The sequence below is a fragment of the Vibrio sp. HB236076 genome (assembly GCF_040957575.1).
Taxonomy (GTDB): Bacteria; Pseudomonadota; Gammaproteobacteria; order Enterobacterales; family Vibrionaceae; genus Vibrio.
In genome coordinates, this window is record NZ_CP162601.1 from 828,237 (window position 1) to 847,907 (window position 19,671).

A 19,671-nucleotide genomic window follows, 5' to 3' on the forward strand; every position below is an offset into this window, starting at 1 on the left:
TTACAGTTAATCATAATAAGATTTTAGTCAATACTTGATAAAATGGCATGCTTTCGTCATTATTCTCGGCCTTTTGTGCGCCTTGCTTGAGGCTGGCACTAAGCACACACAACATTTTAATAGTATATAAAAGGGTTTGGCTGTGAAGCAGACTTTAAAATTAACAGACATTATCGCATTGGGCTTTATGCTTTTTGCGTTCTTTTTGGGGGCGGGTAACATCATCTTTCCGCCAATGGCAGGGCAACTTGCGGGCGAGCACTTACTGCCGGCCATGAGTGGCTTTTTATTGACCGCGGTCGGTTTGCCTCTCGCCGGTATTATCGCGGTGGCGATTGCCGGTGGCTCGTGGGAAAAGCTGACTCAAGACCTTCCCAAGCGCTTAGCGACCTTGATGGCCGTATTGATCTTTATCATTATCGGTCCTGCGTTTGCCGCGCCGCGTACCGGGTTAGTGGCCTATGAAATGGCGGTCAATCCTCTTATCCCGAACCCGACGCAATGGGATCTTACGGTGTTCTCTGTGGTGTTTTTTGCCATTGCCGCTTTTTTTGCTTGGTCACAAGGTAAGCTGATCGACATGATTGGTAAGGTATTGACACCCTTACTTTTTGTCGGTTTGATTGTCTTAGCGGTTGCCGTGCTTGTCGACCCGCAAGGCGCGTTTTTACCCGCTTCAGGCGAGTATTTGACGCAACCGTTAACCAAAGGGTTCTTAGAAGGTTACAACACCATGGACACCTTCGCCTCTTTGATGTTTGGTATGTTGATTGTTGATGCTATCCGCAGCCGTGGTGTGTCCGATCAAAAAGCGACCACGAAATACCTTATCAGTGCGGCGATTATTGCAGCAGCAGGGTTGGCTTTTGTTTATATGTCGTTGTTTTACCTTGGCGCCACCAGCGGAACCATTGCATCTGGGGTCGATAATGGCGGGGCGGTATTAAGCCTTTATGTCCAAGCTTTATTTGGACAGTACGGCCAGTGGGTATTGTCTGTGATCGTCTTGTTAGCGTGTCTGACGACGGCGATTGGTTTGATCTCGGCTTGTTCGGAATACTTTAGCCGCTTGACTCGCTTTTCTTATCAAGTTTGGGTCGTCGTTTTGGGCACGGTTTGCGCGTTTGTGGCCAATGTCGGTCTGTCGCAGTTAATTTCATTGTCCGTGCCGGTGTTATTTGCGCTTTATCCTGTGGCGATCGCCTTAGTGGCACTGAGCTTTGTACGTCGCTTTCTCAACCATCCACGCTTGGCGTATCGAGTGGTGGTTTTGGTGTCGTTTCTCTTTGCGTTGATCGACGCGGCGAAAGTCTTGGGGATTGATGTATCAGCCTTGCACTTTTTGCCCTTGTTCAGCATCGGTATGGGCTGGCTACTGCCAACCGCCATTTCGATTGTCGTGATGATGGTGTTTGGTAAAAAGGCCAAGGCGTTGCAGCAAGCCTAACGACCAGAGGAACTGATGAGCGTTGGTTGGATTCAATCAGAGTCGGCTTGTCAACATAAAGCAATCAATAAGGCCCGTTGTTCGGGCCTTATTGGATCGTTTAAGGTCGTAAATGGGTCAGCCAATAGCGCCAAACCAACGAAGGCGCTTAGACCAATCTCACTCAGTCGTTGGTCACCCTAGCGGGTTAAAAAATCGATAACATCGTGAATAAAACACCATGTAGAATAACGACTTAGATTCCATTCTTGACAAGAAAAGGCTTGCCTTGTTGTCCAGCTTTTTCCTGCGCTATCATTGCCTACAGACTTGTTGAGATTGGTATTATAGCGTGTCGTGATATTCCACTAACACTTGTTCACACCACTTTTCAATTCTCTCGTCGCTCAGTTCATACTGGGAGTCTTCGTCTAGGGCAAGGCCAACAAAGTGCTCACCTGACGCGGTCAGCGCTTTTGAGGCGTCAAATTGATAGCCTTGATTAGGCCAATAGCCCAGCATGTGCGCTCCACCGGCTTTGACTTGATCGTGCAATAGTCCCATGGCGTCTAAAAACCACTCCCCATAGCCTTCTTGATCGCCAAGGCCAAAAAGGGCGACGTGTTTGCCGGCCAGGGATACGGTGGCAATGTCACCCCAAATTTGCGCCCAGTCTTCTTGGATTTCACCAAAGTCCCAAGTAGAAATGCCCAGTAATAGCAGGTCGTAATCGGCCATTTGGTTTAATGGGGTGTCTTTGACATTGTAAATATCGACGAGCTCTTCACCGATGATGGCTCTGATTTTTTCTGCGGCCATCTCGGTATAGCAGGTTGTCGAGCCATAAAATAGTCCGATTTTCATTGTTACTCTCTTCGGTTTTCGACACTGGGGGCGAATTGTACCTGTAAATGGCCTTTTTGTGCACTGACAATGTCATCGAGGTTTTGCTTGTCACGCTTTCGCGCTAGTATTAGAGCTATTAGCCTTAATGTATATATCAATCAACAGGTAAAGTATGTCTTCTGACGCGGTGGCACTGCCTCCTGACTGGGAAGTCGTGGAGCAATTTTTAGATGCAATGTGGATGGAAAGGGGATTATCGGATAATACCTTAGCGTCGTATCGCAACGATTTACTCAAATTGATGAACTGGATGGCCGCGCGCAATCTCAGACTTAACTTTATCAGTCAATCTGGCCTGCAAGATTACCAGACACACCTTAGCGACCAAGATTACAAGCAAACCTCGCGCGCTAGAATGCTGTCGGCGATTCGTCGTTTGTTTCAGTATCTGCACCGCGAGAAATACCGCGCTGATGATCCCAGTGCCTTGTTAATTAGTCCCAAGCTACCCAAGCGATTGCCCAAGGACATCAGTGAGCAACAAGTGGACGATCTACTCAATGCCCCCAATCCCCAGGAGCCGATCGAACTGCGCGATAAAGCCATGTTGGAGCTGTTGTACGCCACCGGGTTACGGGTGTCTGAGCTGGTGGGGCTGACAATGGAAAACGTCAGCTTGCGTCAAGGTGTGGTTAGGGTCACGGGTAAAGGCGGCAAAGAGCGATTGGTGCCCATGGGAGAGAGTGCGGTAGAATGGTTAGAGCGCTTTATTCAGACTGGTCGCCAGTCCTTGTTAGGTGAAAAAAGTTCGGATGTGGTTTTTCCGAGTAAGCGAGCTCGGCAAATGACGCGACAAACTTTTTGGCATCGATTGAATCACTACGCGGTGATTGCCGGTATTGATACCGATTTATTGTCGCCACACGTTTTACGCCATGCTTTTGCGACTCATTTATTAAACTACGGCGCCGATCTCAGAGTGGTACAGATGTTATTAGGACATAGTGACTTATCCACCACACAAATTTATACTCATGTGGCAACGGAACGATTGAAACAACTGCATGGTGAACATCACCCCCGTGCGTAACCCAATAAAGGTGACAGGAATGGTAAAATGGATTGGTAGTAACACGGACGTGATGAGCGCGTTGGCGAGGGTTAAGCAAACTTTGATGATCTGTGGCTTGTGTTGGCTCAGTGGGCCGGCGTTGGCAGAGCAAAGCCCGTCGTTTGATCAGGCTGCGCTCAGTGCCCGCTTTGCCAATATGGGGTTAGAGGTGCAGTCGATTCGCCCTGCCGATATCGACGGTTTACTTGAAATCGAAACCCCAAGCGGCGTGTTGTATTCGAACCTCAAAGGGGATCACTTCATTGCCGGCACCTTGTACACCCTCGATGACAACGGGCAATACATTGATGTGATGGCCAAACGCCAAGCGCCCATCAATGCCAAGAAGTTGGCAGCGATGAAAGATCAAACGATTGAGTATCAAGCCGACGATGAAAAATACGTTGTCACGGTATTTACCGATATCACATGCGGTTACTGTATGCGCTTACACTCGCAAATGGAACAGTACAACCAATTGGGCATTACCGTGCGTTATTTGGCTTTCCCGCGACAGGGGCTTGGCGGCAGTGTGGCTGATAATATGGCCAAGGTATGGTGTGCTGAAGATCCAAAATCGGCCTTGAGCGCCGCGAAAAACTCGCGAATTATCCCGACCGCTGAAGGCAATCTCGATCAGTGCCGCGCTGAAGTCAAAGCCCAGTATGACTTAGGGCGTGAGTTGGAGATATCAGGAACGCCGGCCATTTTTATGCCCAACGGTGAAATGGTTGGCGGTTATCTGCCAGCGAGCGCATTGCTACAGCGCTTACAACAAGCCTTATAATCACTCAGCTCGATACGCCCAATCGCGATTGGGCAGCGCTACGCTTTTGACTTGCGCTGTTTGGCTGAAAAAACACTGAAGTTGATATGATTGAAATTCAAAGACGCGCTCAGGTTGAACTGAGCGCATTACCCGACGATATTCCCGCCCTTTTAAAACGCATTTACCTCAGTCGAGGTATAGAAAACGCCGAACAACTGCAAACCTCGATTAAAGGGCTTCACCCCTTTGTGCAATTGCAGGGTATTGAAGCGGCGGTTGAGGCGCTGTTTGATGCGATACGCGAGCACAAGCGCATCGTTGTGGTGGGTGATTTTGATGCCGATGGGGCCACCAGTTCAGCTTTAGCGGTACTTGGGCTCAAAATGTTAGGTTGCCAATCGGTTGATTACCTGGTGCCCAATCGCTTTGAGGACGGCTATGGCTTGAGCCCTGACGTTGTGGATCAAGCGGTGGCGATGGGCGTTGATGTGATCATGACGGTGGATAACGGGGTGTCGTCGATCAGCGGTGTTGCCCACGCCAAGCAATTGGGCCTTGAGGTGGTGGTGACCGATCACCATTTACCCGGTGAGTCATTGCCCGATGCCGATGCGATCGTCAATCCTAATTTGCCGACCTGTTCTTTTCCTTCTAAGGCATTGGCAGGTGTGGGCGTCACCTTTTATTTGATGATGGCGCTTTGCGTCCACATGCGCCGTAGTGGTTGGTTTCAACAGCAAGGTCGGCAAGAGCCCAAATTGATGGGGCTGATTGATTTAGTGGCACTGGGCACCGTGGCCGATGTGGTGCCGCTCGATGGCAACAACCGAATTTTAGTTCACCAGGGCTTACAACGCATCAGAGCGGGGTTAGCTCGCCCTGGTATACAAGCACTGATCGAAGTGGCAAAGCGCGATGCTTCGCGACTGGTAGCGGCCGATTTTGGCTTTGCCCTTGGGCCTAGGTTAAATGCGGCTGGACGGTTAGATGACATGTCCTTTGGCGTCGAATTGTTGATGAGTAATAATATTCACGCTGCGCGCCGCATGGCCAACGAACTCGATGGCCTCAATCAAACGCGTAAAGAAATCGAATCGGGGATGAAGCAAGAGGCGATGGCGTTTTGTGAGCGACTGTCACTGGGGCATTCACAAGATTTGCCTTTTGGCCTAGTGCTGTTTCAGCGCGATTGGCATCAGGGGGTCATCGGTATTTTAGCGTCGCGGATCAAGGAACAATTTCATCGCCCGGTGATCGCCTTTGCCGACGGGGGCGAGGGGCTTATCAAGGGGTCTTGTCGTTCCATTGCGGGCTTTCATATGCGAGATGCGTTGGATCTTATCGACAAAAAGCGCCCAGGCATGATTGTCAAATTTGGCGGGCACGCTATGGCCGCGGGGTTGACGTTAAAGGCCGACCAATTAGAGGTCTTTCGCGGTTTGTTTGATGAGGTGGTCAGAGAGCGCATTGATGCCAGTGCATTGAAAGGCGTCATTCTTTCTGATGGCGAGTTATTACCCGAACAATTTAACTTGGCCACCGCAGAAATGCTGCGCAATGCCGGTCCTTGGGGGCAAGCCTTCCCCGAGCCGATTTTTGATGGCCACTTTAAAATTCTCAACCAAAAGTTAGTGGCGGAAAAACACTTAAAGCTCATGCTAGAGCCTATGTTTAAGGGGCATCGCAGTCAAGTGATGGTCGATGCCATTGCCTTTAACGTCGACGTGCGCCGCTGGCCAGATCCGGTGGTGGATCAGGTGCGATTGGCTTACCGACTCGATATCAATGAGTTTCGCGGTAACCAGTCTTTGCAGTTGATGGTTGAGCATATCGAAGCGCTTTGAGGCACAGGCGACAAGCGCTGAGCCATCGGTGGCGAACAAACCGGGGGCGTTGACGGATTTGTTTGGTTTATCGCCTCGGCTTAAGGGGGCGATGGCGCTTGAGCCAAGTGAGTTAGTCCAAAAAATTCCTGTATCTCTGTCACATTTTTCAGTAGAATTCTCCGGTTAAATTCTATGCGAAAATGTAGAGCACCATGTTTGAAATCAATCCTATAAAAAATCGCCTCCAGGATGTGTCTGAACGGACCAATATCCTGAGGGGGTATCTTTGACTATGACGCCAAAAAAGAGCGTCTAGAAGAAGTCAATGCTGAATTAGAACAACCCGATGTTTGGAATGAGCCTGAGCGTGCACAAGCATTAGGCAAAGAGCGCGCGAGCCTTGAAGCCGTGGTTGAAACCATCGATGCCCTTGTCCAAGGTGTTGACGATGTTGACGGCTTGCTTGAGTTGGCGGTTGAAGCCGAAGATCAAGAAACGTTTGATGAAATTGAGCCCGAGTTAGCCGAGCTTGAAAGCAAGCTTGAGTTGTTGGAGTTTCGCCGCATGTTTGCCGGCGATCACGACAGCTCAGATTGTTATATTGACTTACAGGCAGGCTCTGGGGGCACAGAGGCACAAGATTGGACCTCCATGATGCTGCGCATGTACTTGCGCTGGGCTGAGGCCAAAGGCTTTAAGGCCGAAGTTATCGAAGTGTCTGAAGGCGATGTCGCCGGTCTTAAATCGGCCACGGTACGCATCGTTGGCGAGTACGCTTACGGCTGGTTGAGAACGGAAACCGGTGTACACCGCTTAGTGCGAAAATCGCCCTTCGATTCCGGTGGTCGTCGTCATACGTCTTTTGCCTCTGCGTTTGTCTACCCTGAAGTGGATGAAAACATTGCCATTGATGTCAACCCTGCCGACTTGAGAATCGATGTGTATCGCGCGTCGGGCGCCGGTGGTCAGCACGTTAATACCACAGAATCGGCGGTTCGTATTACTCACATTCCGACCAACACTGTGGTTCAATGTCAAAACGATCGCTCGCAACACAAAAACAAAGACCAAGCGATGAAACAGCTGCGCGCTAAGTTGTTTGAGTTGGAGTTACAAAAGCAAAATGCCGAAAAGCAAGCCAACGAAGACGCGAAATCCGACATTGGTTGGGGCAGTCAAATCCGCTCTTACGTGCTTGATGACTCTCGTATTAAAGATTTGCGAACCGGGGTAGAAAACCGCAATACCCAAGCAGTTTTAGACGGCGATTTAGATAAATTTATCGAAGCAAGCTTAAAATCAGGGCTTTAAGCCTTACTGAATGACAGGATACATCGATTATGACTGATGATGTGCAAAACGATCACATACAAGAAGAAAACAAACTGATTGCCGAACGCCGCGCCAAACTCGACGCGATTCGTCAAAACTGCAGTGCTAATGGCCACCCTAATGACTTTCGTCGTGACAGCTTAGCAGGCGATCTGCAAGCTGAGTTTGGTGACAAAAGTAAAGAAGAGCTCGAAAGCTTAAATCATGTGGTTGCGGTCGCAGGCCGAGTGATGGCCAAGCGCGGCCCATTTTTGGTATTGCAAGAAACCTCTGGCCGCATTCAGGCGTACGCCGCTAAACCGGTGCAAAAAGAGCTGAAAGAAAAATATCAAGGCCTTGATATCGGTGACATTATTGGTGTTAAAGGCGCACTGCATAAGTCGGGCAAAGGCGATCTGTATGTCAATATGGAAGAGTACGAGTTATTGACCAAAGCGCTGCGCCCATTGCCTGAAAAATTTCACGGCCTTACCGACCAAGAAATGCGCTACCGTCAGCGTTACGTCGATTTGATCGTCAACGAAGACTCGCGCCACGCCTTTATCATTCGCTCTAAGCTGGTCTCTGCCATTCGTCAATTTATGATGAGCAAAAACTACTTAGAAGTCGAAACGCCGATGATGCACGTGATTCCAGGCGGTGCAACCGCTCGTCCTTTCATCACGCATCACAATGCGTTGGATATCGACATGTACTTGCGCGTCGCGCCAGAGCTTTACCTCAAGCGCTTGGTTGTTGGCGGGTTTGATCGCGTGTTCGAAATTAACCGCAACTTCCGCAACGAAGGCTTATCACCGCGTCACAATCCAGAATTTACCATGATGGAATTCTATCAAGCGTACGCCGATTACAAAGATTTGATGGATTTGACTGAAGAGATGCTCAGCAGCGTTGCGCTATCGGTATTGGGCTCGACCTCATTGCCTTACGGTGACGAAGTGGTTGAGTTTGGCGGTACTTACGCTCGCATGAGTATGTTTGAAGCGATTAAACACTACAACCCAGAGCATCAAGATATTCAAGCCCTGACTGAGCAAGATTTGCAAGACCGTGAGCGTATGGTCGCAATTGCTAAATCGTTGCACATCGAGGTGGAAAGCTTCTGGACTTGTGGTCAGCTGCTCGAAGAGATCTTTGGTGAAACGGCAGAGCCTAAACTGATTCAGCCGACCTTTATCACCGGTTACCCTGCGGACATTTCACCACTGGCTCGCCGCAGTGATGACAACCCATTCTTTACCGATCGCTTCGAGTTCTTTATCGGAGGACGCGAGGTGGCGAATGGCTTCTCTGAGCTCAATGATGCTGAAGATCAAGATGCGCGCTTTAAAGCGCAAGTAGATGCGAAAGACGCTGGTGACGATGAGGCAATGTACTATGATGCCGATTACATCACTGCGCTTGAGCACGGCTTGCCACCCACGGCAGGCCAGGGCATCGGTATCGATCGCCTAGCGATGTTGTTTACCAACACGCACACCATTCGCGATGTCATTTTGTTCCCAGCCATGCGCCCGCAAGGCTAAACGGTTTGATGCCATGACGATGAGAAAACCACCTCTTTGCGAGGTGGTTTTTTTTGTTTGTGGAATAATTTTAACGAATTGCATACGCTAAAACATTCACATTGTTCAACTTTTAGACTATTCTTTATTCATCATCTCAATGACATGATGCGTTCGGTGGCGAGCCTTTTAAAAACCGTCACGCTTCACATCAATAGCTAGCCAATAAAGGGAAAACGCTTGCTTTAACCCGTGGGTTAACGTTGGCCAACCTCGGCTTAAGTGGGGGACGATGAAAAAACTTCGCGAGGCGGCCTCGATCAAAATCTTGGTGGTGGTGGGCGCTAAAGCCCCTGAGTGGTTTGAGCAACTTCAATCCTTAGGCTGGACCTGTCATTTGTGTTCGGATTTGCGCACCGCACACAGTTTAATCCAAGACATTGGCCCTTGTATTGCGGTGGTTGATCTCAGCCGTGACACGTTTAGTCTCAATGGCGTCGCTCACCTAGTCAATGCGTACCAATACGTGCGTTGGATGGCATTGATCCGCGATCAGCAAATGGATATGCCTTCCATTAACCAGTTTATCGTGCACTTTTGCATCGACTTTTTTGTCGTGCCTATTCCTTCTCATCATCAATTATTAGCCACCTTAGGCCATCAATTGGGCATGGTGCGGCTAGAGCAACGCGTCTGGCAGTCGCAAAGTATTGGGGTTACTCAATTTACCGGGCAATCGTCGGCGATCACTCACTTGCGACAAATGATCAAACGTTGGTCTTACAGTGACGTGAGTGTCTTTATTCACGGCGATGTTGGGGTGGGAAAAGAGCGATTAGCACGGGCCATTCACGAGTCGTCTTCGCGGGCTCACAAGCCATTTTCTGTGGTGCGTTGTGCCGCTTTAAGCGATTACTCGTTAGAAACTCAAGTCTTTGGTATTGGCATTGAACACGATACGCTTTCGGTGTTAGAGAAAAGCCATGGCGGTACGGTGCTATTTTACGACTTTATGTCGATGTCGCTTGAACAACAACAAAACTTGCTGCACGTCTTACAAGACGGACAAGTACACAGCTCGGTGGGCTTAAAGTCTATTGATGTGCGCATTTTAGTCGCCAGTAGCTCCGCGGTCGACAAAGCCATGGCCGAGCGGGGACTGCTGCGCGCTTTGTACGATTATGTAAGTATCTTGCCCATTACCGTACCGAACTTACGCGAACGGCAAGCGGATATTTTGCCCTTGGTGGATGATTACATTACCCGTTTTTGTCAGGAGTATCGGTTGCCAAAGCGCGTTCTCGATCCGCAAGTGGAAATACTGCTGCAAAACTATGCGTGGCCCGGTAATGTTAGGGAGTTGATCAATAAAATTAAGCGGGCGCTTTTGATCTGTGATGGCGATGTGATTGGGCTTGAGCACTTTGATTTTAATCAACAGCCACAACAAAGTTCAACCCTCAAAGCCATTCGCGAAAAAAGCGAGTGCGAGGCGTTAAAGCGAGCGTTGGAAAATCATGATGGACAAGTGATGTTGGTGGCGAAAGAGCTCAAAATTTCTCGTGCCACCATGTATCGTTTACTCAATAAATACAACTTATTACCCGATTCAGGCAGTGAATCATCTCCGTATTTTTAAATCATCTAGGAGTGAAATAGTCAATCGTCATGATTTACTATTCAATGACAGAGTAATTACCTTTATATTCAACTAAGTGTCTATTTTTGTGTATTTTGTTGTCATTGTTGGTTATGATTTAGTCAGTCATTAGGGTAATGACTGTGTGGATTATTATTCTCAGGAGGGGCATATGAAAACTGGTTTATTAGCGCGTTTTTATCTGTCCTGTTTGCTACTTTGTAGCGGCTCCGGTTCGTACTTGGTTATGTGCCATCGCGCCGTGTTGCGACCTATGAATAATTAATCCGTGCCTACTTATCAGGCTGCGGAAATAGCAGTCTGATCTCGTCTTATTGGCACTGTTATTTCTGCTCCTAAATCGGAGATAAATAACATGCGTCCATCTATTTACATTTCGTTAGCGACATGGCTAATCCAACAAGATTTGCACCGTCAAGATCGCCAATGGCGGCGTAACCTTCGCCGTCGCAGCTATCATGTACCTTGGCACAATGCGCATTTGTTGAGAGACATTGGTCTTGATCCACAAGGAAGGCCATTGGGGCAAGAAATGCCAATTGAGCAAGCCACTCAGCGCCGACTGGCTCATTTGACTCGCATCGTGAGGTGGCGGATGAGAACGGTGAGTTAGCGAAAGGCCAATCACGACTTTTGACGGTTGTGATTGGCCTAATGCGAGCGCTCTTTTGCATCAAAGCCCAAGCGCAACGGTCAAGACGGTTGCGCTGGGTCTTTCTCTTCTAAGGGCATGGATTCGAAAACTCGGTACTGATGGCCAAAATGCCTTCTAAAATAGAATCGCTCAAAGTGACATCAATACTATCAATGTTTTGCTTGAGTTGAGGCAAGGTTGTCGCCCCGATGATATTGGAAGCGACAAACGGTCTTTGATTGACGAAAGCCAATGCCATATCAACGGGATCCATACCGTGATCTCGAGCCAATTCTACGTACGCTTGGGTGGCTTTAATCCCCTGTGGTGTAAAGTAGCGTTGGAAGCGCTCAAACAAGGTACAACGAGCGTTTTCAGGCCGTTGGCCATTGAGGTATTTACCGCTTAAACAACCAAAGGCCAAAGGGGAGTAGGCCAATAGTTGTACCCCTTCATAGTGGCTGATTTCCGAGAGGCCCACTTCAAAGCTGCGATTTAACAAGTTGTAAGGATTTTGAATCGAGACAATACGAGGAAGATCGTGTTTTTCTGCTAGGCGCAGCAAACTCATCACACCCCAAGGCGTTTCATTCGAGACACCAAGGTAGCGAACCTTGCCCGCGTTGACGAGTTCTGTCAGCGCCTCAAGGGTTTCGATTAAGGTGACTTCTTCTTGTTCGTCGTGCTCTGGGTAGTTTAATTGGCCAAAAAAATTGGTTTTGCGCTGCGGCCAATGGATTTGATACAAATCGACGTAGTCGGTTTGTAAGCGTTGCAAACTCGAGTCGATGGCGAGGTGAATATTGCGACGATTTAAATTCATCGATTCGCGAATGTTGATACCTGTCCTCGGTCCAGCCACTTTAGTCGCCAAAACGATTTTTTCTCTTTTCCCCGATTGCTTAAGCCAGTTGCCGATATAGCGCTCTGTTTGGCCTTGCGTCTCTGGTTTGGGAGGGACGGGGTACATTTCTGCGGTATCAAAAAAATTGACGCCGTGATCCAAAGCCATATCCATTTGTAAAAATGCTTCACTTTGACTGTTTTGTTCGCCAAATGTCATAGTGCCTAGGCCAATTTTACTGATTTCTAGGCTTGAGTGAGGGAGTTTTGTATAAAGCATCTCCAGTCCTTTTTGATGGTTATCTTCTCCACTATAGGGAAAGCGAGTGATGAGCGTAAAGAAAAATCTGTTATCGATCTCGAAAAATGGCCATCATTGACTAAAATGATAATAATACCAATCTCACTTAATAGCGGGTCGCCCTCACCGGTTTAAAAGCCCGATAACATCGTAAGAAAATCACGGGTAGCATAACGATGTACCGTCTCTTCTTGCCTTGTTCTTACGCTTTTTTCCTGCGCTATCATTGACCACAGGCTAAATCGGATTGGTATAAACGCGTGTGGCGGAGGATGAAAAATGGAAATGCAGCAATTTGAGCAGTGGGTTCAGGCGTACAATAAGCATCATCACCATGCTCCCAAGGTGTTTGTTATCGGGTGTTCGGGGTTACCTCATTATTTGTTGGCGGTCGAATTTAAGCATCATCTCGAGCCAGTACGCCAAGGGGACAAACCCATTCACTATGTTTCGCTCGAAGGGGTAAGAGAAGAGTTATTGCGCCTTGGTGTCGATAAAGCCTTTTTGCGACTGCACAATACTTATGATGAATGTTGTGGCAATGAGACGCTCGCCGAGTCGTTTTGCGATATTGAAATGGCGGTGGCACCGGCGCATTAATTTTCCGCAAACGCGCACTGGTTGGCGTGTGCGTGGCAATGGTGAAACGTTTTATTCATAGTCGCGTTTTGCTAGCCGCTTGTTCAACCAAAGCGTTGTCAGGGGGGCGGATAAACGGCGATGCAGTGAGACCGGCATCATTGCCTCGCTAAGTGGATAAAGTGGCGCTGCAGGATTTGCGCCGTGAATTGGGTGCGCAGATAAAAGCCGCGGGGCAGGGTTTTAATCGGTTTACCGTCTTGATTATACGCTTGGGTTAAGGCTTTACTGTTGGCGGCTTTAGGTCGAATTTGCAACACTTGGCCGTGCTTGGCACTGATGTGTTGATACTGGCCTAAGGCGATCAATTCCATTAGTTCTTCCCAATCTTGTTTGAGTTGTTGTTCCTCTTCTGGGCTTGGTGACCAGATCAGCGGTGCGCCAACGCGGCGATCCGCTAAAGGGATTTCTCGCTCTCCTTCCACCGGTACCCACAAAACACGTGATAATTTGTGTCTAACGTGGCTATTTTCCCATTGAACGCCCTGTATTCCCGTCAGTGGCGCGACGCAGACGAAAGTCGTCTCCAAAGGTAGGCCTTGGTGGCTAATTGGAATGGTTTTTAATTCAATGCCTAAATGCACAAAGTCTTGTTGAGGTTTACTACCAGAGGCGGCGCCAAGGTGGTACTCGATGAGTTGACCAACCCAACCTTTGTCTCGATTGAGGTTATTTGGAATGGGGATATCGGCTTGTTGGGCCAGTTCGGCTAAGCTTTGACCGGCCATGGCCAGAGCGCGTTGGATTAACTCGTGTTCTGATTGAGGTTCGCTGTTCATACTCATTGATGATCGATAGAAAGAGGAGGTAGTGTACTTAATAAAGACGCCGTCCGGTAGTTTAGCACACGGTGGTCGTTCTGTGTCGTTGACCTATTTATCATACCATAACTCAGTTGGGTGGCCTTGAAAAAGCCCCACAATATGCGCTTTGTTTTAATGGTTAAAAAAACAGTCTTTAGTGATGATTATCGACTTGATCTTTGGCCGATAATCTGAAATTTAATGGTCGTAATGTGGATAACCCTAAGAGTGGTTGATCTTTAACCGATCTGTATTTGGTGGCTTTTTCACCGATGTGTTCTGTGGCGTTTTTCTTGTGGTTATCTTTATTTTTTCATTTAAAATCAATTGATTATATTTTTGTCTTCAGTTGGTTTTTACCTGGGTTCTGGTGTTCTTTACTTAAAATTGATTGTTCTTAGTGAATTCTTCACAAAGTTATACACAGAAAAGGTGAATAAAATGCGCGACCGGTCACAATTTCTGTTGATAACTTGTCACCTTAAATGAGTGAATCCTCGTGTAGAGCAAAAAAATATTATCAATATCACGTAGCTGTGTTTGCTACTGGTAGGGATCTGTGAAAAAATCAAAGCATTAAAATTTAACTTGAGGTTAGCCAGTGATCGATGGCGATGGTTATCGACTTAATGTCGGTATTGTAATTTGTAACAACCATGGTCAGGTGTTCTGGGCTAAACGGTATGGACAGCACTCATGGCAATTTCCCCAAGGGGGGATAGACGAGGGAGAATCTCCTGAGCAAGCTATGTTTCGCGAGCTTTACGAAGAAGTGGGTTTAACGGAAAGGGACGTTAAAATTGTCGCCACGAGTCGACATTGGCTACGTTACAAGTTACCCAAACGCCTCGTAAGGTGGGATTCAAAACCTGTTTGTATTGGCCAAAAACAGAAATGGTTTTTGTTGCGATTGGAATGCGATGAAGCAAATATCAATATGCAGCAAGGCAACGCTCCTGAGTTTGATGGTTGGCGCTGGGTAAGTTATTGGTACCCTGTCAGGCAAGTGGTGTCATTTAAACGCGATGTTTATCGTCGAGCAATGAAAGAATTTGCGTCTGCGGCGATGCCATTTCGCGAACGAAAAACAAAAGGGAAACGCAAAAAACGAAGGGGTTAAAGCGATCATGTTGAGTCAACTGAGGGAGATTGTTGATAAGGTTTCTCGCATCGATGATGTGCACGCGGCCTTGCAGGTATTGGTGAAGGAAACCAGCCTCGCTTTGCAAACGGAGTGTTGCACCATTTATTTCGCCAATGAAGCCAAGCAACGGCTCGAACTGATGGCGACTCAAGGTCTGACTTTTACCGGCGACAGTATTCACATTAAATTCTCTGAAGGCTTGGTTGGCCTGGTCAAGCGCAGTGCTGAGCCGGTCAACCTTGCACGTGCTTCAGAGCACCCCAGTTTTAAATTTTTTCCTCAACTTGGCGAAGAGGTGTATCACTCCTTTCTAGGGACCCCCATTATTCACCGCAAACAAGTGCTTGGTGTGCTGGTCATTCAGCAAAAATCCCCCCGTTTGTTTGACGAAATGGAAGAGTCTTTTTTAGTTACCTTGGCGGCACAAATTGCGGTGTTGATTTCTCAGGCGCAAAGCCAAGGTCAGTGGCAACTTGGTCGTCAGTCTCATCACTTACTCAAAGGCGTCCCCGGCTCCCCAGGTGTGGCGATTGGGCATTTTTGGTTTGACAATACCCAACCGAGCTTTGACGATGTGTTTCCCGCTTCAACGGTGAACAAAGAACAAGAGCACGAACGTCTCGCTGTTGCGGTTGAGAGTGCTCTGAGTGATTTTCGTCGCCTTAAGAAGCGTTTTGACACTGAGCTTAACAAAGAGACATTGGCGATTTTTGATCTCTTTACTCACCTGCTCAATGATCCTATGCTGCGAAAAGCGCTTAAGTCTCGCATTGAAAAAGGGGATAGAGCCGATTGGGCATTAAAGCAAGTGATTGAGGAGTTCTCCTCGCGCTTTGCCGCGATGACCGATGACTATTTGCGTGAACGAGCGCAAGACCTGCGTGAACTTGGCCAGCGCTTATTGTACTTTTTGCTCAACAGTGAAAAAGAGACCTTGAGCTTTGAGCACCCGGTTATCTTGGTGGCGAACGAACTCTCAGCTTCTCTGATTGCCTCTATCGATAAAGAAAACCTTCTCGCGGTTGTCGCATTAGAGGGAGCATCGAATTCCCATGCGGCGATTTTATCTCGCGCTTTAGGGGTACCGGCTATCCTCGGCGCTAACCTCACTCCTGAGCTCATTAATGGCAAACTCGGTATTGTCGATGGGTATACTGGCGAAATTTACGTTGAACCAAACAAGCGACTCAAACATCGTTATTCTTCGTTAGCTCGAGAAGAAAGTGAACTATTGGCCACCGTCAATCGCGTACTCGACAAGCCAGCAGTGAGTCGAGATGGCAAAAAAGTGGAGCTATTACTCAATGCCGGATTAAGTGCCGATACCAACATTGCTATCGATAAAGGGGTGGATGGCATCGGATTATACCGAACTGAAATCGCCTTTATCATGCAAAATCGCTTTCCTTCAGAAGACGAACAAATGCAACAATACCAAGGTATTCTCAGTCATTATCAACCGCAGAATGTGGTCATGAGAACCTTGGATATTGGTGGCGATAAGCCGCTGCCGTACCTGCCTATCGAGGAGGAAAACCCCTTTTTGGGCTGGCGAGGCATCCGTTTTACCCTTGATCATCCCGACATCTTCGTCATTCAATTGCGCGCGATGTTAAAAGCCAGTATTGGCAACGACAACCTGAGTATTTTGTTGCCAATGGTGTCGGGAGTACAAGAGTTAGAAGATACGATTGGTCTGATTAATCACGCATTTAATGATGTTGGTGAGTTGTATGATGGATTGGTGTACCCCCAAGTTGGCGTGATGATTGAAGTGCCTTCTATGGTCTACCTACTCGAGTCTATCGCTGACAAAGTGGACTTCGTCTCGATTGGTACGAATGATTTAACTCAGTATTTACTGGCGGTGGATCGTAACAATGCCAAGGTGGCGGATGTGTTTGAAAGTTTACACCCCGCGGTGCTGCGCGCCCTTGATCATATTCAACGCGAGTGTCAGCGCCTCAATCTGCCCGTTTGTATTTGTGGTGAATTGGCCGGGGACCCCTTCGGTGCATTAGTTTTACTCGGTTTGGGCTTTGAGAGTCTCAGCATGAATTTATCTAACATCGCTAAGATCAAATATTTGATTCGCGAAACGAACAGTCAAGACTGGCAGCAATTGGCTCAACAAGCGCTGACTTTTCATCACGGCCACCAAACACTTGAATTGATGCGTCACTTTTTTGTTCAACAAGGTTTTGCCGGCTTTATTCGCGCAGGGAAAAAATAGCGGTGCTGTTAACCATGTCCGTGGTGTTTATCTCGCTCGGCGCGGTGGTCGGAGTGATGGCGGGCTTATTGGGGATTGGCGGCGGTCTGATCATTGTCCCCTCGCTGTTGTATTTATTGCCTCTTTTGGGGGTACCCCCAGTGTTAGCGATGCCAATGGCATTGGCTACGTCACTGGCTTGCATCATTATAACCTCAAGTTCTTCGGCATTTAATCACATTAAACTCGGTAATATTGAGCGACTTGCTATTGTGAGTTTGTTACCAGGTGTAATAGTGGGCGGTTTTTTGGGAACCTTTGTCGCAGAAAGGGTTCCAATTCAATGGTTGCCGAAAGTGTTTGGCGTGATTGTTTTGTGTTTAGGATTGCAAATGCTGCTGTTTGCTCAAGCGAAGGTTGAGCGTAGGATGCCCAGTGCCCCTTTCACCGCATTTTGCGGTTTGGTCATAGGGTTGGTATCGACATTGGCGGGGATTGGTGGCGGGTCATTGTCTGTGCCTTTTTTAAGTCGTCACGGGGTGGAGATGCGCAAGGCGGTCGGGTCGTCTTCGGTGTGCGGCGGGGCGATTGCTTTGTCGGGGATGTTTGGCTTTGTACTCCACGGTATGCAAGCCGAGGATTTACCTAAATTTAGCCTAGGTTATGTCTATTTACCGGCATTATTTGCTATTGCTTTCACCTCAGTTTGCACCACGCGATTTGGCGCGATGTTGGCAACTCAGGTGTCAACACGTCATCTAAAACGATTTTTTGCAATTTTCTTAATGTGTGTTGCTGCAACCATGTTATTTTAACCTCCTTTTATCTAAGAGAACTTGTTTATGTCTCCGGAATATCTTCATTTACCAGCCTTTGATCCTGTTATTTTTTCTATCGGGCCACTTGCGGTTCGTTGGTACGGACTGATGTATTTGATCGGTTTTGCTTTTGCGCTTTGGATGGCAAACCGCCGCGCTGATAAACCCGGTAGTGGTTGGACTCGTGATCAGGTGTCGGACTTGTTGTTTGCCGGCTTTTTAGGCGTTGTGATCGGTGGTCGTGTCGGTTACGTTATGTTCTATAACTTAGATCTGTTTTTAGCCAACCCGATCTACTTATTTGAGGTATGGACGGGAGGCATGTCGTTTCACGGCGGTTTGCTCGGGGTGATTACGGCTATGTTTTGGTATGCCAAACGCCATCAACGTCGCTTTTTTGCCGTGGCCGATATGATTGCGCCTTTGGTGCCGTTTGGACTTGGCATGGGGCGTTTGGGCAATTTCATCAACGGCGAACTGTGGGGACGCGTGAGTGATGTGCCATGGGCGATGGTATTTCCCAATGCCGGGCCTTTACCACGTCACCCATCGCAATTGTATGAATTTGCCTTAGAAGGCGTGGTACTGCTGATTATTCTCAATGTGTTTATTGGCAAACCAAGACCGGTTGGTGCGGTATCGGGATTATTTTTGGTTGGTTATGGCAGCTTTAGAACCTTTATTGAGTTTTTCCGTCAACCGGATGCGCAGCTCGGTTTGTTTCAAGGCGTGATCTCGATGGGTCAGATTTTGTCGTTACCTATGATAGTACTTGGTTTGGTGATTATGGTTTGGGCTTATCGTCAACCGGTGTCAAAAGACGCGAAAATAGCCAAATAAGCAAGATGGCATGAAAACAATGTGGTATTAAAAATGGGGCCTTATCGATATTGATAAGGCCCCATTTTTTATTGCTTGTCACAATAAGCTTAAACGGCAAAAGGGTATTTAATCGGGTCGTGATGCTGATAGCCCACCACGTCAAAATCATCGACCGTCACCCAGGTCTCTAAGTCTTCTAGAGTGCGGATGTTTGGATTGATAACCAATTGAGGGGCGGCAAAAGGCTCGCGTTTGACTTGTTCTTTCATCAGCTCGACTTGATCTTCGTAGATGTGAGCATTGACGATTTTGTGAAATGCTTTCCCCGCTTTTAAGCCTGTGATTTGAGCGGTAATTTGCAACAGCCAAGCGACCTGGATTTGATTAAACACCAAGCCTAGCGGTACGTCACAGCTGCGTTGAGTGCTGTTTAAGTAAAGGGTGTCACCGAGCAGTGAAAAATGATGACTGTACATACAAGGACGCAGACAACCCATGTGAAACTCACCTGGGTTATAAAAATTGAGGATTTCACCTCGGTCATCAATGCCTTGGCTTAAGTTGTCGATGATTTTTTTGAGCTGGTCGACCGAGCCACCATCGGGTTTGGCCCAGCGTCGGCCTTGTACCCCATAGACTCGGCCCATGTCATCTTCGCCTTGGCGGTACGCATTGTTGAGCCAAGCTTGGTTTAAATTGGCATTGGCATCCCAGGTTTTGGTACCGAGTTGACGAAATTGAGCGGCATTGTCGTAGCCACGAAGGTAACCGAGCATTTCTGCGATGGCACTTTTCCAAAACGCTTTACGAGTGGTCACCAAAGGGAACTCATTGTTCGCCATGTTGTACTCTAAATCGGCGTTGATGAGGGTCAAACAGCGTTTACCGGTTCTTTCATTTTCGACCCAAACACCTTCATCAAGTAGGCGTTGGCACAGGTCTTCGTATTGGCGGTTTATCTTGTTCATTCACTATACCCA

Annotated in this window: 17 protein-coding genes; 13 read left to right on the plus strand and 4 right to left on the minus strand. The window is 47.9% G+C overall.

All coding sequences use genetic code 11. The annotated features are described in order from the left end of the window. Positions 1 to 142 precede the first annotated feature (142 nt). Positions 143 to 1,447 carry a branched-chain amino acid transport system II carrier protein gene (gene brnQ / locus AB0763_RS03660; RefSeq protein WP_306101196.1) on the plus strand — a complete coding sequence of 435 codons (1,305 nt, stop codon included), beginning with the start codon at positions 143 to 145 and terminating at the stop codon, positions 1,445 to 1,447. A 324-nt stretch (positions 1,448 to 1,771) separates the two neighbouring features. Here brnQ and fldB read toward each other — a convergent pair whose 3' ends face one another. Then, entirely contained in the window at positions 1,772 to 2,290 is a 519-nt protein-coding gene (fldB, locus tag AB0763_RS03665; protein WP_306101197.1) for a flavodoxin FldB, read from the minus strand. Positions 2,291 to 2,444: 154 nt separating this feature from the next. Here fldB and xerD point away from each other — a divergent pair, with 154 nt between their 5' ends. The 7 genes from xerD (at position 2,445) to AB0763_RS03700 (ending at position 11,088) form a co-directional block, all read left to right on the plus strand. Further along, on the plus strand, positions 2,445 to 3,362 hold the full coding sequence (gene xerD, locus AB0763_RS03670) for a site-specific tyrosine recombinase XerD (protein WP_306101198.1): 918 nt from the start codon (positions 2,445 to 2,447) through the stop codon (positions 3,360 to 3,362). A gap of 85 nt (positions 3,363 to 3,447) precedes the next feature. Beyond that, the gene (locus AB0763_RS03675) at positions 3,448 to 4,170 is read left to right on the plus strand and encodes a thioredoxin fold domain-containing protein (protein WP_306101250.1); all 723 of its coding nucleotides are present in this window, start codon (positions 3,448 to 3,450) and stop codon (positions 4,168 to 4,170) included. A gap of 86 nt (positions 4,171 to 4,256) precedes the next feature. Then, a complete protein-coding gene (gene recJ / locus AB0763_RS03680; RefSeq protein WP_306101199.1) occupies positions 4,257 to 5,996 on the plus strand; it encodes a single-stranded-DNA-specific exonuclease RecJ in 1,740 nt (579 codons plus the stop codon). 194 nt (positions 5,997 to 6,190) lie between these two features. Next, a protein-coding gene (prfB, locus tag AB0763_RS03685) for a peptide chain release factor 2 (protein ID WP_306101200.1) occupies positions 6,191 to 7,289 on the plus strand; the annotation gives its coding sequence in 2 pieces (ribosomal slippage) (positions 6,191 to 6,265 and positions 6,267 to 7,289; 1,098 coding nt in all). Positions 7,290 to 7,318: 29 nt separating this feature from the next. After that, positions 7,319 to 8,836 (plus strand): lysine--tRNA ligase, encoded by a 1,518-nt coding sequence (gene lysS, locus AB0763_RS03690; protein ID WP_306101201.1) that lies wholly within the window; start codon positions 7,319 to 7,321, stop codon positions 8,834 to 8,836. A gap of 271 nt (positions 8,837 to 9,107) precedes the next feature. Further along, positions 9,108 to 10,454: a sigma-54 dependent transcriptional regulator gene (locus AB0763_RS03695; protein WP_306101202.1), complete on the plus strand. Its 1,347-nt coding sequence runs from the start codon at positions 9,108 to 9,110 to the stop codon at positions 10,452 to 10,454. Between the two features lie 376 nt (positions 10,455 to 10,830). Next, on the plus strand, positions 10,831 to 11,088 hold the full coding sequence (locus AB0763_RS03700) for a DUF1127 domain-containing protein (protein ID WP_306101203.1): 258 nt from the start codon (positions 10,831 to 10,833) through the stop codon (positions 11,086 to 11,088). Positions 11,089 to 11,197: 109 nt separating this feature from the next. Here the strand turns inward: AB0763_RS03700 and AB0763_RS03705 are convergent, their stop codons facing one another. Further along, positions 11,198 to 12,232, minus strand: coding sequence for an NADP(H)-dependent aldo-keto reductase (locus AB0763_RS03705; RefSeq protein WP_306101204.1), 1,035 nt, complete (start codon positions 12,230 to 12,232; stop codon positions 11,198 to 11,200). Positions 12,233 to 12,532: 300 nt separating this feature from the next. Here AB0763_RS03705 and AB0763_RS03710 point away from each other — a divergent pair, with 300 nt between their 5' ends. Then, complete coding sequence (locus AB0763_RS03710; protein WP_306101205.1) at positions 12,533 to 12,853, plus strand: DUF6482 family protein; 321 nt, start codon at positions 12,533 to 12,535, stop codon at positions 12,851 to 12,853. Positions 12,854 to 12,990: 137 nt separating this feature from the next. Here AB0763_RS03710 and mutH read toward each other — a convergent pair whose 3' ends face one another. Further along, entirely contained in the window at positions 12,991 to 13,671 is a 681-nt protein-coding gene (gene mutH, locus AB0763_RS03715) for a DNA mismatch repair endonuclease MutH (protein ID WP_306101251.1), read from the minus strand. Between the two features lie 625 nt (positions 13,672 to 14,296). Between mutH and rppH the strand changes: the two genes are divergently transcribed. From rppH to lgt, 4 genes are read left to right on the plus strand one after another with little or no spacing between them, the layout of a single operon-like run. Beyond that, positions 14,297 to 14,815: an RNA pyrophosphohydrolase gene (rppH, locus tag AB0763_RS03720; protein ID WP_306101206.1), complete on the plus strand. Its 519-nt coding sequence runs from the start codon at positions 14,297 to 14,299 to the stop codon at positions 14,813 to 14,815. 7 nt (positions 14,816 to 14,822) lie between these two features. Next, entirely contained in the window at positions 14,823 to 17,072 is a 2,250-nt protein-coding gene (gene ptsP, locus AB0763_RS03725; protein ID WP_306101207.1) for a phosphoenolpyruvate--protein phosphotransferase, read from the plus strand. A gap of 14 nt (positions 17,073 to 17,086) precedes the next feature. Beyond that, positions 17,087 to 17,866 (plus strand): sulfite exporter TauE/SafE family protein, encoded by a 780-nt coding sequence (locus AB0763_RS03730; protein WP_306101252.1) that lies wholly within the window; start codon positions 17,087 to 17,089, stop codon positions 17,864 to 17,866. Positions 17,867 to 17,893: 27 nt separating this feature from the next. Further along, positions 17,894 to 18,709, plus strand: coding sequence for a prolipoprotein diacylglyceryl transferase (lgt, locus tag AB0763_RS03735; RefSeq protein WP_306101208.1), 816 nt, complete (start codon positions 17,894 to 17,896; stop codon positions 18,707 to 18,709). Positions 18,710 to 18,798: 89 nt separating this feature from the next. Here the strand turns inward: lgt and AB0763_RS03740 are convergent, their stop codons facing one another. Next, positions 18,799 to 19,659 (minus strand): thymidylate synthase, encoded by an 861-nt coding sequence (locus tag AB0763_RS03740; RefSeq protein WP_306101209.1) that lies wholly within the window; start codon positions 19,657 to 19,659, stop codon positions 18,799 to 18,801. Between the last annotated feature and the right edge of the window lie 12 nt (positions 19,660 to 19,671).

Excerpts from the sequence above, each read along its gene's own strand:
- ptsP (WP_306101207.1), top strand. The coding sequence starts at position 14,823 with ATGTTGAGTCAACTGAGGGAGATTGTTGATAAGGTTTCTCGCATCGAT.
- AB0763_RS03675 (WP_306101250.1), top strand. The coding sequence starts at position 3,448 with ATGATCTGTGGCTTGTGTTGGCTCAGTGGGCCGGCGTTGGCAGAGCAA.
- AB0763_RS03740 (WP_306101209.1), bottom strand. The coding sequence starts at position 19,659 with ATGAACAAGATAAACCGCCAATACGAAGACCTGTGCCAACGCCTACTT.
- AB0763_RS03730 (WP_306101252.1), top strand. The coding sequence starts at position 17,087 with ATGTCCGTGGTGTTTATCTCGCTCGGCGCGGTGGTCGGAGTGATGGCG.
- AB0763_RS03705 (WP_306101204.1), bottom strand. The coding sequence starts at position 12,232 with ATGCTTTATACAAAACTCCCTCACTCAAGCCTAGAAATCAGTAAAATT.
- mutH (WP_306101251.1), bottom strand. The coding sequence starts at position 13,671 with ATGAACAGCGAACCTCAATCAGAACACGAGTTAATCCAACGCGCTCTG.
- lgt (WP_306101208.1), top strand. The coding sequence starts at position 17,894 with ATGTCTCCGGAATATCTTCATTTACCAGCCTTTGATCCTGTTATTTTT.
- recJ (WP_306101199.1), top strand. The coding sequence starts at position 4,257 with ATGATTGAAATTCAAAGACGCGCTCAGGTTGAACTGAGCGCATTACCC.
- lysS (WP_306101201.1), top strand. The coding sequence starts at position 7,319 with ATGACTGATGATGTGCAAAACGATCACATACAAGAAGAAAACAAACTG.
- fldB (WP_306101197.1), bottom strand. The coding sequence starts at position 2,290 with ATGAAAATCGGACTATTTTATGGCTCGACAACCTGCTATACCGAGATG.
- AB0763_RS03710 (WP_306101205.1), top strand. The coding sequence starts at position 12,533 with ATGGAAATGCAGCAATTTGAGCAGTGGGTTCAGGCGTACAATAAGCAT.
- AB0763_RS03700 (WP_306101203.1), top strand. The coding sequence starts at position 10,831 with ATGCGTCCATCTATTTACATTTCGTTAGCGACATGGCTAATCCAACAA.
- AB0763_RS03695 (WP_306101202.1), top strand. The coding sequence starts at position 9,108 with ATGAAAAAACTTCGCGAGGCGGCCTCGATCAAAATCTTGGTGGTGGTG.
- xerD (WP_306101198.1), top strand. The coding sequence starts at position 2,445 with ATGTCTTCTGACGCGGTGGCACTGCCTCCTGACTGGGAAGTCGTGGAG.